We start from the raw sequence: 14188 nt of genomic DNA on the forward strand, positions 1-14188 counted from the left end.
CCGGTCCTGCGCCTCAGTGGGCGCGCGGTGCGGGGCGTGCCCTCCCCGCACCCCGGTTCTCAAGCGTCGTTGAAGCGGTAGAGGCGCCAGGCGAGGCCCCGGCCGTCCTTCCATTCCCTCGCCAGGGAGGCGACGCCCGCGCCGTTCTCCCACATGCCCGGATACGCCCTGTCCACCGCGTCCGCAGGAGCACTGTCCGGGGCACTGATGAGCACGTAGCCCGCCGCTGCGGACCGGGGGTCAGACAGTCGATCCTCGAAGTCGCGATCGGTGGTGATCGTGAAGACCGTGGGGTTCCGGGAGGCGAGGACGATCGGGAAAGAGTAGGCGACATCGGTGATAACCGCTCCTCTCCCGAGTCCCATGCGCCCAATGTCCTGGGCTACCGCCGCCTCGACCTCGTACTGCCGGCCCTTGGCGACTTCGCGGGCGAGTGTCTCCTCGCGACCGAACCGGGGGTCTGCCTCCGTGACCCAGGCCAGGGGCAGGGCCAGAACGAGCGCGCCCGCCAGCGCCGGCCCGAGACCCTTGCGAACCCACCGGCTCCGACTCCAGTCGCTCGCCGATGCCGCGAGGTATCCGGCGGCGAGTACTGCCAGGGGCACAGCGGCGATCTGGAAGCGGATCCATCCGAATGACATCCCTCGCAGGAATGCGAGGTTCTGGAAGAGCAGAACGGATCCGAGCACGAACATGGGCGCGAGGAAGGCCGGCTCCCGTCGCCGCCAGGCGACCAGCAGCGCCAGGAGTGTCAGTGGGATCGCCAGGGGCGCGGTGCGGATCAGTTGCTCACTGATGTAGACCAGTTGCGCGCCGCTGCCCGTGCCGACGATTCCGTCGATCGACACGCGAAAGGTCCCGACCTGGGCGGAGTTGCCGTATTGGGAGGTGAAGGTCTCCAGCCAGGAGCCGACGATGATCTTGCTGGCGAGCGCCCACAGGGCGAATGCCGCAGTGATCGGCGCGGCGACGAGCACCCCGTCGAGCAGAGCCATCCCTGCCGCCCCTTTCCGGGTTCTCGCGCGCCACCACGTGGTCCCCACGACGAGGACCGTGATCGCGGCGCCCGCCGCCAGCGCCTCGTAACGCACGAGGTAGGCGAGGCCGGCGCCCACCCCGGCCTGCACAAGATGCCAGGGCATGGGGTCGTTGAGCCACCGGGCAAGATGAAGTGCGGTGAACAGGCAGGCCAGGAGGAGCATGGCCTCGCTAGCGCCCGTCGTCGCGCCGAGCAGCACGAGGGGGTGGAGAGCGAAGGCGGCGGTGAGCAGGAGGCGCACCGCGCCCTGGGCCCCCAGGACCGCCAGCAGACGGTGCGCGAGTCCCGCCGTCACCGCCCCGCACACCGCGGACACGAGGCAGCCCGCCACGGCCTTGGAGGCCAGCGCAGGCCAGATCGGCGTGAGCAGGAGGAGGGGGATGACGGCCAGCGAGGGCAGCGGGTTCCAGACGAAGCCGATGGCGGCCAGGTGCGGATCCCGGCTGTGCATCGTGTAGTAGCCGTTGGCGACGCGGCTCATGGCATCGGGGAAGATGAGATCGTGGGCGCTGAGCCACCAACCCGCCCCGAGGTAGAGGACGAGCGCAGTGGCGACGATTCCCCACTCGATCCTCCTCTGCCTTCTCCGAGCGGAGTCGGGATGCTGCCGGGTCATGCCGCCACCCCCGCGGCCCGCTCGGTCCGGGGCTCCTCGGCCTTGTGGAGGCCGTGCGCGGTCTTCTCCCAGTAGGAGGGCGCCGTGATGAGCTGCAGCACCGCCTTGACCGCCGCCAGCCACATGAGGATCCAGTACAGCGGCATGAGGAGCGCGGGGATGAGCAGCCCCGGGCGCTCCATCTGCCGGGCGGTGAACAGCCCCATGTAGAGCACGGCGAGGTTGCCGAGAATGAGGCTGACCATGCCCAGGTAGTAGATGGCCGGCGGGAATAGCGCCGCCACCGCCGGGTCGTGGGAGGTGAACCAGGCGACCGTCAGGGCCCAGAAGAACCCGTTGAGCGCTGAGAGCAGCGGCGTGCCCGCGATGAAGATGACGAGGCCGGTCATGCCCCTCGCGCCGAGCTGGCGGCTGACGAGCCGGGGTCGGCGCAGGTGGACGAGGAAGCTCTGCAAGTAGCCCTTGTACCAGCGGCTGCGCTGGCGCACCCAGTTGATGGCGTCGGGATTGGCCTCCTCCTCCGTGTCCGAGTCGAGGACTCCCACGTGGTAGCCGGCGCGGGCCAGGCGCAGCCCCAGGTCGGCGTCCTCGGTGACATTCCAGGGATCCCAGGCTCCGACCCGCCGCAGCACGTCGGAGCGGAAGTGGTTGGAGGTGCCGCCCAGCGGGATCGGCGCGCCGAGCGCCACGAGCCCGGGCAGGAGGTTGCCGAACCATGATCCGTAGTCGAGCGCGAACCAGCGGGTGAGGAGGTTCTGGTCGGCGTTGTAGAAGCCGAGCCGGGCCTGCACGCAGGCGTACCGGGGCCCGAGCCTCCTCATCGCGACGACGGCGCGGAGCAGCTGGAGGGGATCGGGCGAGTCCTCGGCGTCGTAGATCGTGCACATGCCGCCCTCGGAGGTGAGGAAGCCGTAATTGCAGGCCTTCGGCTTCGTGCGCGGCTCGTGGGCGGGCACTCGGACGATGGTGACGTGCCGCCCGAGGGCGAGCCCGGAGGCGGCCGCGTTGGTCTCCTCGTCGTCGGCCTCCAGGAGGAGGCGGATGTCGAGGAGGTGGCGGGGGTACTCCAGGCGCTCCAGCCTCCCCACGAGCTCGCCGAGCAGGGGCTCGTGGAAAACGGGGACGAGGACGGTGTACCGGGGCAGCTCGGCATGGGGCACGGCGCGCGCCTCCTCATCGCTCACCGTGACGACATGACCGCCCTTGGCCCCCAGTTGGAACAGGGCGAGCCGGTAGACGAGCGCGATGGCGTAGATGGCGGTGACGATGGCGACGACGGCGACACCGGTGGCCCTCGGGACGAAGACGAGGCCGATGATGAGCAGTGCGACGGCGGCGATGAGCGCCACCCGCTGCCAGACCACCAGCACTCCCCTGGCGGAGTACTCGGGCGCCGCTCCGGACAGGCCGTAGCAGGCGAGGTCCAGAGCCCGCTCGTCCTGGTCGACGAGCTCCGCGGGATCGGGCAGGTCGAGGACGTGGCGGTCCCGCCTGGGCAGGACACGGATGTTGCTCACGCGAACCACCCCCTGGCCACTGCGGCGACGGCGACGGCGGCGAGCACGGGGATGACCAGGCGCGCGGGGACGATCCGCTGGAACTGCCCGCGCGGGGCGAATCCCTTGGCCACGACGAGGGCCAGGGAGGCCAGGCAGCACAGCGCCAGCGCGATCATCCCGAGCATCGCCGAGCCGAGGGAGGGGACGAGGCTGAGGCCCAGGGGCACGATCGCGGGGGCGAGCCAGGAGATCTCCCGGGTCCCCACGATCCACAGCGCCAGGCCCAGGCCCGCGGAAATGGCGGCGAATACCGCGGCAACGGGATGCGTCGAGGTCTCCCAGTGCGTGATGATCCACACGGCGGTCACGAGGCCGCCGACGGCGAGGATGTGGTCGAGATCCCGGTCGTCGATGCGGGGCTGCTTGCGGCGCGTCATCATGAGGGCGAGCGCGAGAACGGCGGCGCCGATCCGCCACATCCGGGCGCCCGCGGTGGCGATCGGCCCGGGGATGAGAAGAATCGCGATCAACGCGATCGCACTGAGAATGAGGAGATGCGGCACGAACCGCGGGATCCTGAAAGCGCGTGAGGGCGGACTCACTGCCGCCAGCGCGGGACTGCTCATGGGAGGGGTTTACTCTTCCGTTGGAGGGGAAGCCGTCAGGGAGCAGCCGAATGAGATGAGGAGGCGGGCAGGGCCCACGCCTATGCGGAGGATACCCGACATTCCCGCATATGGCGAGTATTTTGTTACCGCCCCGTGAATCCTCTGTGATTCCCGTGCTCTCCCGCCTTCCGCTCACGGTCCCCGGATCGTGGCGGTCCCATTGCCGACGACGGGTCAGCTTGTTTCGCGCATGGCGCGCAGTTCCTTCTTCAAATCCTGGATCTCATCGCGCAATCGGGCCGCGAGCTCGAACTGGAGGTCAACCGCCGCCGCGTGCATCTGCTCAGTGAGCTCGGTGATGAGATCGGCGAGATCGCCCTGCGCCGCTCCGGCGAGGCGCTCGCGGACCGTGGCCTCGGCGGCCTTCTTGCGGCCCTTCCGCACCGAGGCCTCCTCATGCCCCCGGTACCCGCCCGCGAGCAGCTCCTCGGTGTCGACGTCCTCCCGGGCGAGCATGTCGGTCACATCCGCGATCCTCTTGCGCAAGGGCTGGGGGTCGATGCCGTTGGCCTCGTTGTAGGCGAGTTGGAGGGCGCGACGGCGCTCGGTCTCCTCGATGGCCTCCGCCATTGCGGGCGTGGTGGTGTCGGCGTACATGTGGACCTCGCCGGAGACGTTGCGCGCCGCGCGGCCGATGGTCTGGATGAGGGATCTCGTGGAGCGCAGGAAGCCCTCCTTGTCGGCGTCGAGGATGGACACCAGCGAGACCTCGGGCAGATCCAGGCCCTCGCGGAGCAGATTGATGCCGACGAGGACGTCGAAGCGGCCCTGCCGGAGCTCGCGCAGGAGCTCGACGCGCCGCAGGGTGTCGACGTCGGAGTGCAGGTACTCCACGCGCACGCCGCGCTCGGCGAGGTAGGTGGTCAGGTCCTCCGCCATGCGCTTGGTGAGCGTGGTGACCAGGACGCGCTCGTCCTTGTCCACCCGCCGTCGCACCTCCTCCAGAAGGTCGTCGATCTGTCCCTGGGTCGGCTTGACGACGATCTTGGGGTCCACGAGCCCGGTGGGGCGGATGATCTGCTCGACGACGCCGTCGGAGCGCTGCGTCTCGTAGTCGCCGGGGGTGGCGGACAGGTAGACGGTCTGGCCAATGCGGTTCTCGAACTCCGTGAAGGTCAGGGGCCGGTTGTCCAGGGCGCTGGGCAGCCGGAAGCCGTGGTCGACGAGGGTGCGCTTGCGGGACGCGTCACCCTCGTGCATGGCGCCGATCTGGGGGACGGTCACATGCGACTCGTCGATGACGAGGAGGAAGTCCTCGGGGAAGTAGTCGAGCAGCGTGTTGGGAGGGGTGCCGGGGCTGCGCCCGTCGATGTGCATCGAGTAGTTCTCGATGCCCGAGCACATGCCGATCTGGCGCATCATCTCCAGATCGTAGGTGGTGCGCATGCGCAGGCGCTGGGCCTCGAGGAGCTTGCCGTCGCGCTCGAAGACGGCCAGGCGATCGGCGAGCTCGGCCTCGATGCCCTCGATGGCGCGGTTCATGCGCTCGGGCCCGGCCACGTAGTGGGAGGCGGGGAAGACGAACACCTGCTCGGCGGGAGCGATGACGTCACCGGTGACGGGGTGGAGGGTGGCCAGGGACTCGATCTCGTCGCCGAAGAACTCGATGCGGATGGCGAGCTCCTCGTACATGGGGATGATCTCGACGGTGTCCCCGCGAACGCGGAAGGTGCCCCGGGTGAAGTCGATGTCGTTGCGGGTGTACTGCATGCCGACGAAGCGCCGCAGGAGCTCGTCGCGGTCGATCTGGTCGCCCACGGCCAGGGGCGTCATGCGGTCGACGTACTCCTGGGGCGTGCCCAGGCCGTAGATGCAGGACACGGAGGAGACCACGACGACGTCGCGGCGCGTGAGCAGGGAGTTCGTGGCGCTGTGGCGCAGTCGCTCAACCTCGTCGTTGATGGAGGAGTCCTTCTCGATGAAGGTGTCCGTCTGGGGGACGTAGGCCTCGGGCTGGTAGTAGTCGTAGTAGGAGACGAAGTACTCCACCGCGTTGTTCGGCAGGAGCTCGCGGAACTCGGCGGCCATCTGGGCCGCCAGGGTCTTATTCGGTTCCAGGATGAGGGTGGGGCGCTGCACCCTCTCCACGAGCCAGGCGGTGGTGGCGGACTTCCCGGTGCCGGTGGCGCCGAGCAGGACGATGTCCTTCTCCCCCGCGTTCAAGCGCTCGGCGAGCTCGTTGATGGCGGTGGGCTGATCGCCACTGGGCGTGTACTGGCTGACGACCTCGAAGGGCTTGTCGGTTCGACGCAGGTCGGTGACGGGGCGCATGGGCTTTAGGCTACTGCTCGGCGCCGCCCCACTCGACGACGGTCAGCCTCCTGCGCGCGATCGGCGGGGGCGACGGGCCGCCGCCCCCGCGCGCCCGTTCCCGCGCTAGTCCTCGGCGAGCTCGAGCTCGGGGTCCTCGGAGCGGGCCTGCTCGAGAACCTCACCGGCGGCGCGCAGGTTGACCAGGGCCATGACAGCGCCCACGACCACGTCGGGCCACACGCTCGCCCACACGAGCGTGAGCGCCCCGGCGGCGATCATGAGGACGTTGGCCAGGACGTCGTTGCGCGCGGCGAGCCAGGCGCCGCGCACGAGCGCCCCTCCCCCGGCGCGCAGACTCATGAGCGCCAGGGCGCACACGGCATTGAGGACGAGGGCGAGGACCGCAGTGGCCGACAGGGTCCCGCCCTCGGGCGGGACCCCGGTGACGAGCCTGGCCGCAGCCGTGGCGAGGGCGGCGGCGGCCGGCAGGAGGATGAGTCCGGCCAGGAGGCGGCCGGCCCTCCTGCGACTGCGCGTGGACCAGCCCATGGCCACGGCGACGAGCAGGTTGATGAGGAAGTCCTCGAGGAAGTCCGCAGCGTCGGCGAACAGGGACGCCGAGCCGATGAGGGAGGCGACGACGATCTCGATGAGCATGCCCAGCAGGTTGAGGCCGGCGACGATCGCGACGAGGCGCCGGGCTCGCGCGTCGAGGCGGGAGGCGGTGAGCCCCAGGTCGGGGTCGTCAGTGGTGGCAGTCACGGCGCCACCGTACCCGGGCTCGGACGCGGGCCCCGCCCCGTGCCGAGCGGTCCGCGTCACAGCGGTGCCCAGTGCTCCGGTCAGGGCAGAGCGTGCCCCGCCCAGCGGTCCCAGAGCCGAGCGACGCCGTCGGCCAGGTCCTCGAGGGCGCCGTCGTTGACGAGGACGGCGTCGGCGAGCGCGCGGCGCTCGGCATCGGTGGCCTGGACGCCGATGCGGGCCACCGCCTGGGCCCGCGGCAGGCCGCGCCCCTCCAGGCGAGCGAGGCGCAGGGGCATCGGGCTCTCGACGACGAGCACGCAGTCGAAGAGGTCCGCGATGCCGCTCTCGGCGAGAAGGGGGACGTCGTAGACGGCGACCCCGCCTGCGGGGACGGCCTCCAGGCGGAACGCGGCGAGCTCGGCGATGCGCGGGAGGGTGATGGCGTCGAGGCGCGCCCGGGCGACGGCGTCGCCGAAGATGCGGGCGGCCAGCGCGCCCCTGTCCAGCGAGCCGTCAGGGTGGAGCACTCCGGCGCCGAAGGCCGCGATCACGGCCGCCATGCCCTCGCCACCGGGGACGAGGACCTCCCTGGCGATCGCGTCGGCGTCGACGACGCCCGCCCCGCGCTCGGCGAGGAGGCGGGCGACGGTGGACTTGCCGGTGCCGATGCCGCCGGTGAGCCCCACGCGCAGGGCGCGATCGCCGCGGGGCGCGGAGAGCCTGCCCGAGCCTGCGGCGAAGGCGCGGCGGCGGGTGATGATCCCGGTCATCTCCCCGATGAGGGCGAGCAGGGCGCGCTCGGCCGCACGGGGAGGGAGGGAGCCGGGGTCGGGGAGGCGGATGATGGGGCCCGGAGCGGGCCCTCCGAGATCGGCGAGGGCGAAGGGATGGCCGTGAGCGCGCAGCCTGCCCACCAGGGACGCCGTGACCTGGCCCGGTCTCAGCCCGATCGCCACATCAGGCGGGCGAGTCATCGGTGGCAGCTGATCCGGCGGCGCGGTGGCGGCCTCCTCGGCCGCGGCCGTAGGGGGCGATCCTCTCCTCGACGGCGGTCAGGCGGGCCTCGACGCCCTCGGGCGCGCGGCCGACCTTGCCGAGCTCGGACCGGGCCTTGCGGCAGGCCTCGCGAGTGGGGGCGGCCAGGGTGTTGTCCTGCTCAACGTTCTGGCAGGTGCGCTCGGCGAGATCGGTCAGGAGGAGGACCGAACTGGCGTGATCCCCGATGGCCTCGACCAGCACGGTCAGGCGCTCGCTCATACGACTGGTGCCCCAGTCGCCGAGGATGTCGCTGACCCGGTTGGCGTGCTCCCGGGCGGAGGAGGCCTCGTGACGCTCCGAGGCCGCTCGCCCCGCCGTCACATAGGAGGCGCAGGCGATCTCCTGCCAGCCCTGGGACAGGCACAGCTCCGCCGTGCGCAGCGCCTCGCCCTCGGCCCGCTCGGTGGCGCCCAGGGCGAGCAGGAGGCGGGCGAAGACGACGCGAAGCTCGATGATGACCTCGAGCTGGGTCTCGTCGATGCCCGCGGCGAGGGAGTCGCTGACCATCTCCGCGGTGCGCATGGCCCGCTCGCGCACCGCTCCGAGCCCGTAGCCGCGGGCCAGGACGAGCAGCTCCTGGGTCTCCTGGACGAGGGTCGCGCGGTTGGCGGCCGTCTCGGCCTGCATGCCGAAGCCGCCGGTCATGGTGCCGTAGGAGCGGTTGCGCAGGCTGGAGGCCTCGGCGGCCATTCGCGTCTCGATCCGCTCCGAGACGCCGTTGCCGCCGTTGCGCTCATCGAAGATCCGGGCCAGGACTCGGGCGAAGGTGGTGGCCATGTCGTAGGCGTGGGCAACTGTGTCCCATCCCGTCAGGGCGAGCTCGGGGCCGAGCTCGGAGCGCAACTGCACAGCGGCCCCCAGGGCGTTCTGGCCGTAACCGGCACGCACGGCCTCGCGCAGGACGAGCGCCATGCAGGCCGCGGTGTTCATGAGCGTCCATGCGGTGGACTGCGAGCCGTTCTTGAGATCGGTGTGGCGCATGACGGCCATGGCCCGCTCCCACTGGCCGGCCAGGGCCATGTACTCCAGTCGCCGGCCGAGCACGCGCAGGCGCTGCCAGCCTGGCGTCTCGAGGGTGTCGAGGGTGGCGAGCGCGTCCTCGCCCTCGACTCGGCGCCCCTGCGCGAGATACGGCAGGAGGCTGGAGGACAGTCCCTCCGCGGCGGCGGAGGGGTCTGCGATCTTGCGCAGCGTGGCCGAGGAGGCGGTGCGGATGACGCCGGAGAAGTCATCGTTGAACGTGGCCGCCGCCAGGGTGACCCGCGGGTCGATATCCCCCATGGCGAAGAGCCTGGCCTCGCGGAGCTCGCTGAGGGCCTCGGCGCGCTGGCCGAGCGCCGCGCACATCTCGATGCGGGCGTAGCGCGTGGGGGCCTCGGAGGCGCCGGCCGCGCGTCGGACGCCGATGCAGTGGCTGATGGCGGCCTCGATCTCATCCCTGCTCAGGCGGGGGTCCTCGGCGAGGGCGACGAGCGCGTCCCGGTCGACCTCGGCCAGGGCCTCCCCCAGCCCGGAGCGCCGAAGCTCCTCCCGGCGCCCGGGATCCGTGGGATCGGAGCCGTCGAATGCCGAGGTCATCGCGGTGAGGAAGGCAGCGGCCCCGGCGGGGGACCGCGGCTCCTCAATACCGCGCAGGGCCTCGGAGTCGTCGGACCAGCTCATCATCCTGCCTCTCAGGGGTCGACTGCGGCGGCAGGGCACCGCCCTGGTTCAGCCTCGCATAGAGACTAGAGCATTCACGATGGGGAGCACTGCCAGACATGACACGCTCCTGACGTGAGAGCGCCCCCGGCCGCTGTGGGCCGGGGGCGCCATCGGAGTGAAACGCGCGTCGCGCGGCCGCTCAGTTGCCGGTCAGCTTCTCGCGCAGGGCGGCCAGGGCCTCGTCGGAGGCGAGGGTACCCGTGGCCTCGGCAGGGGCCGAGGAGTAGGAGGTGGAACCGGCGGGAACGGCCTCGCCGGAATCCTGGTCCTCCTCCTGAGCCTTGGCCACCTGGGCCTTGTGAGCCTCCCAGCGGGCGTGGGCGGCCGCGTACTCGGCCTCCCAGGCCTCGCGCTGGGCCTCGAAGCCCTCGAGCCACTCGTTGGTCTCCGGGTCGAAGCCCTCGGGGTACTTGTAGTTGCCGTTCTCGTCGTACTCGGCGGCCATGCCGTAGAGCGAGGGGTCGAAGTCCTCGCCGGCGGGGTCGACGCCCTCGTTGGCCTGCTTGAGGGACAGGGAGATCCGGCGGCGCTCGAGGTCGATGTCGATGACCTTGACGAAGACGTCCTCACCGACCTTGACGACCTGCTCGGGCACCTCGACGTGGCGCTGGGCGAGCTCGGAGATGTGGACGAGGCCCTCGATGCCGTCCTCGACGCGGACGAATGCGCCGAAGGGGACGAGCTTGGTGACCTTGCCGGGGACGACCTGGCCGATGGCGTGGGTGCGGGCGAAGGCCTGCCACGGGTCCTCCTGCGTGGACTTCAGCGACAGGGAGACGCGCTCGCGGTCGAAGTCGACGTCGAGAACCTCGACGGTGACCTCCTGACCCACCTCGACGACCTCGGAGGGGTGGTCGATGTGCTTCCAGGACAGCTCGGAGACGTGGACGAGGCCGTCGACGCCGCCCAGGTCCACGAAGGCGCCGAAGTTGACGATGGAGGAGACCACACCGGTGCGGACCTGGCTCTTGCCGAGGGTCTGCAGGAAGTTGGTGCGGACCTCGGACTGGGTCTGCTCGAGGAAGGCGCGGCGGGAGAGGACCACGTTGTTGCGGTTCTTGTCCAGCTCGATGATCTTGGCCTCGAGCTCGCGGCCCACGTAGGGCTGGAGGTCGCGGACGCGGCGCATCTCGACCAGGGAGGCGGGCAGGAAGCCGCGCAGGCCGATGTCCAGGATGAGGCCGCCCTTGACGACCTCGATGACGGAGCCGGTGACGACGCCGTCCTCCTCCTTGACGCGCTCGATGGTGCCCCAGGCGCGCTCGTACTGGGCGCGCTTCTTGCTCAGCAGCAGACGCCCCTCCTTGTCCTCCTTCTGGAGCACAAGGGCCTCGATCTCGTCGCCGACGGAGACGATCTCGTCGGGGTCGACGTCGTGCTTGATGGACAGCTCACGAGCGAGGATGACGCCCTCGGTCTTGTAGCCGATGTCGAGGAGGACCTCGTCGTGGTCGACCTTGACGACAGTGCCCTCGACGATGTCGCCGTCATCGAAGTACTTGATGGTCTCGTCGACGGCGGCGAGGATGTCCTCGGTCGAGCCGATGTCGTTGACGGCGACCGGGGCAGGGCTGGGCGTGTTGTTGGTCATGTAGGGGTTGCTCCGAAACGGACTTGAGGGTCGGGACGATAGATGCCATGCGTCCCCCGTTCGATGAGACAGCCCGGACTGGCGTCATCGTGCGGTCGGGCCGATCATCAGACCTCATGAGAGGGCGATCCGCCCGCGGGGCGCACGCATCGAACTCTACCAGGCCGTCGGCGTTTCGGAACCCTGAGGTTCCCACAGCCCTGGCGCGCGCGTCATCATGGATTCCCTCACAGGCAGGGGCTCAATGGGCGGCATCGCGCCAGGTGCGGCCGCTCCCCACGGAGACGTCGAGGGGCACGGACAGTGAGATGGCGCCCCCCATGCGCTCCTTCACGAGCTCCTCGACGGCGCCGCCCTCCCCCGGCGCGATCTCGAGGAGGAGCTCGTCGTGGATCTGCAGGAGGATCCGACTGGCCAGGCCCCGCCCCGTCAGAGCCTCGGCGACGTCCACCATCGCGCGCTTGACGATGTCGGCGGCCGATCCCTGGATGGGGGCGTTGAGAGCGGCGCGCTCGGCCATCTCGCGGCGCTGGCGGTTGTCGCTGCCCAGGTCCGGCAGGTAGCGGCGGCGCCCGAGCATGGTCTGCGTGTAGCCGTCGTGGCGCGCCTGGTCCACGACGGCCTCGAGGTAGTCGTGGACGCGACCGAAGCGGGAGAAGTAGGCGTCGCGCAGCGCCATTGCCTCGGTGTTCTCGATGCCGAGCTGCTTGGCCAGGCCGTAGGTGGACAGCCCGTAGGCCAGGCCGTAGCTCATGGCCTTGACGTGGCCGCGCTGCTCGGCGGTGACGTCGTCGACGTCGATGCGGTGGACGAGGGCGGCCACGTAGCGGTGCAGGTCCTCGCCTGAGCGGAAGGCCTCGATGAGGGCCTCGTCCCCGGACAGGTGCGCCATGATGCGCATCTCGATCTGGGAGTAGTCCGCCGTCATGAGGCACTCGTAGCCCTCGCCGACGGTGAAGGCCTCGCGGATACGCCTGCCCTCCTCGGTGCGGGCGGGGATGTTCTGCAGGTTGGGGTCGATTGAGGACAGGCGCCCGGTGGCGGCGATGGTCTGCTGGAAGGTGGTGCGGATGCGGCCGTCGGGCTGGATGGCCTTGCGCAGTCCCTCGACGGTCTGGCGCAGTTTGATGGCGTCGCGGTGCTCCAGGAGCTGGGCGAGGAAGGGATGGCCGGTCTTGGCGTAGAGCTCGGCCAGGGCGCCGGCATCCGTGGTGTAGCCGGTCTTGGTCCTGCGGGTCCTGGGCATGCCGAGCTCGTCGAAGAGAACGGCCTGGAGCTGCTTGGGGCTGGAGAGGTTGAGCTCATGGCCGGCGGCCTCGAAGGCGGCCGCCTGGGCGTGGTTGACGCGCCCGTCGAGCTCGGCCTGCCGGGCGGCCAGGACGTCGTCGTCGACGGCGATGCCCAGGGCCTCCATCCTGCCCAGGCACTCCGAGACGGGCATCTCGAGGCCGGTGAAGAGGACGGCGGCCCCGCGCCGCTCCATCTGGGCCTCGAGGGCCTCCTGGAGCGGCAGGAGCGCGGCGGCGCGGCGCGCGGCGCGCAGGGCCTCGGCGGGGATCGCGCTATCGGCGAGGGCGTCGAGGTCGAAGCCCTGCTGGCCCTCCTCGGCGCCGGCATCGTCCTCCATGCCGGCCAGATCGATGCCGAGCCAGCGCTGAACGAGGCTGTCGACGTCGTAGCTGCGCTGCTCGGGGCGGCACAGGTACCCGGCGAGGGCGGGGTCGGCGGCCACGCCGCGCAGCTCGAAGCCCCGTGCGGCCAAGGCGTGGGTGGCGCCCTTGGCGTCGGCGACGACGAGGCGCCGCGCGGGATCGGCCAGGAGCGCTCCGAGGGCCCGCTCGTCATCCGGCAGGAGCAGGGAGGGATCGGCGACGACGGCGCACTCGCCGTCGGACAGGGCCACGAGGCGCGGGTCGCCGAGGCCCGGGCGCAGGTCCCCGATGACGTGGAGGCCGAGCGCGCTCTCGGCCAGGCCCTGGAGCGCCTCGGCGAGATGGCCGGGTTCGAGGCCATGGCCCAGGACCCGCGGCGCGAGCGCCTCCAGGGCGGCGGCGGGGCCCTGAGGGGCGGCCGAGCCCTGGGGGCCATGGTCGGAGGTATCGGCGAAGGGCAGGACGCGCTGGGCGCGCTGAAGGATGGTGCGGAACTCCAGGGCCTCCATGACCCGGGTGAGGGCGGCGCGGTCGGCGCCCAGGTACTCCAGGTCCCGGGCGGGGTCGATGCCGAGGTCGAGGTCGGTCAGGAGCCGGTTGAGGCGGCGGTTGCGCAGGACGTCGTCGAGGTGGTCGCGCAGCGATTGGCCCGCCTTGCCCTTGATCCGATCGGCGGAGGCGATGACGCCATCGAGGCCGTCGTACTGGGCGATCCACTTCGCGGCGGTCTTGGGCCCGACCCCGGGCACGCCGGGCAGGTTGTCGCTCGTCTCCCCCACGAGCGCGGCCAGGTGCGGATAGCGCTCGGGGGTGACGCCGTAGCGCTCCTCGACCTCGGCGGGAGTCATGCGGCGCAGAGTGGACACGCCCTTGATCGGGTAGAGCACGGTGCAGCGCTCGGTGACGGTCTGGAAGGAGTCGCGGTCGCCGGAGCACAGGAGGACCTCCATGCCCTCCTCCTGGCCGGCGGCGGCCAGCGTGGCGAGGATGTCGTCGGCCTCGTAGCGCTCCTTGGTGAGCCAGCGCACGCCCATCGCGTCGAGGACCTCCTGGATGAGCTCGACCTGCCCGATGAAGGGCTCGGGCGTGGCGTCGCGGGTGCCCTTGTACTCGGAGTACTCCTCCGTGCGGAAGGTCCCCCCGGCCAGGTCGAAGGCGACGGCCACATGCGTGGGGGCCTCCTGCTCGACGAGGGAGAGCAGCATGGAGGCGAAACCGTGAACGGCGTTGGTGGCCTGGCCGGTGGAGGTCGTGAAATTCTCCACTGGCAGGGCGTAGTAGGCCCTGAAGGCCATGGAGTGGCCGTCGATGAGGAGCAGACGGCGGGCCGCTCCAGCCTGCGATGAGGGTGCGGGTCTGGTCGTGGAGGTGCTCACCGTGCCAG

Annotated in this window: 9 protein-coding genes; all 9 read right to left on the reverse strand. The window is 70.9% G+C overall.

Annotation, left to right across the window (positions count from 1 at the left end; all coding sequences use genetic code 11):
- Positions 1-59: 59 nt before the first annotated feature.
- A complete protein-coding gene (locus tag B1H55_RS00410) occupies positions 60-1655 on the reverse strand; it encodes an ArnT family glycosyltransferase (protein ID WP_077241136.1) in 1596 nt (531 codons plus the stop codon).
- Complete coding sequence (locus B1H55_RS00415) at positions 1652-3172, reverse strand: glycosyltransferase family 2 protein (protein WP_077241161.1); 1521 nt, start codon at positions 3170-3172, stop codon at positions 1652-1654. Before B1H55_RS00415 ends, B1H55_RS00410 begins: the two co-directional genes overlap by 4 nt.
- Positions 3169-3717 (reverse strand): hypothetical protein, encoded by a 549-nt coding sequence (locus B1H55_RS00420; RefSeq protein WP_077241137.1) that lies wholly within the window; start codon positions 3715-3717, stop codon positions 3169-3171. The genes B1H55_RS00415 and B1H55_RS00420 overlap by 4 nt, the downstream gene beginning before the upstream one ends.
- Before the next feature lie 279 nt (positions 3718-3996).
- Positions 3997-6093 (reverse strand): excinuclease ABC subunit UvrB, encoded by a 2097-nt coding sequence (uvrB, locus tag B1H55_RS00425; RefSeq protein ID WP_077241138.1) that lies wholly within the window; start codon positions 6091-6093, stop codon positions 3997-3999.
- A gap of 105 nt (positions 6094-6198) precedes the next feature.
- Positions 6199-6837 (reverse strand): cation efflux transmembrane domain-containing protein, encoded by a 639-nt coding sequence (locus B1H55_RS00430; protein WP_231952970.1) that lies wholly within the window; start codon positions 6835-6837, stop codon positions 6199-6201.
- Positions 6838-6917: 80 nt separating this feature from the next.
- Positions 6918-7793, reverse strand: a complete 876-nt coding sequence (gene coaE / locus B1H55_RS00435; protein WP_331713099.1) for a dephospho-CoA kinase — start codon at positions 7791-7793, stop codon at positions 6918-6920.
- Entirely contained in the window at positions 7777-9519 is a 1743-nt protein-coding gene (locus B1H55_RS00440) for a hypothetical protein (RefSeq protein ID WP_080461502.1), read from the reverse strand. The genes coaE and B1H55_RS00440 overlap by 17 nt, the downstream gene beginning before the upstream one ends.
- A gap of 181 nt (positions 9520-9700) precedes the next feature.
- Entirely contained in the window at positions 9701-11152 is a 1452-nt protein-coding gene (gene rpsA / locus B1H55_RS00445) for a 30S ribosomal protein S1 (RefSeq protein ID WP_073451858.1), read from the reverse strand.
- Between the two features lie 241 nt (positions 11153-11393).
- Positions 11394-14180, reverse strand: coding sequence for a DNA polymerase I (polA, locus tag B1H55_RS00450; protein ID WP_077241139.1), 2787 nt, complete (start codon positions 14178-14180; stop codon positions 11394-11396).
- Positions 14181-14188: the final 8 nt, after the last annotated feature.

Origin of the sequence: Actinomyces denticolens (assembly GCF_002072185.1) — a bacterium.
Lineage (GTDB): Bacteria > Actinomycetota > Actinomycetes > Actinomycetales > Actinomycetaceae > Actinomyces > Actinomyces denticolens.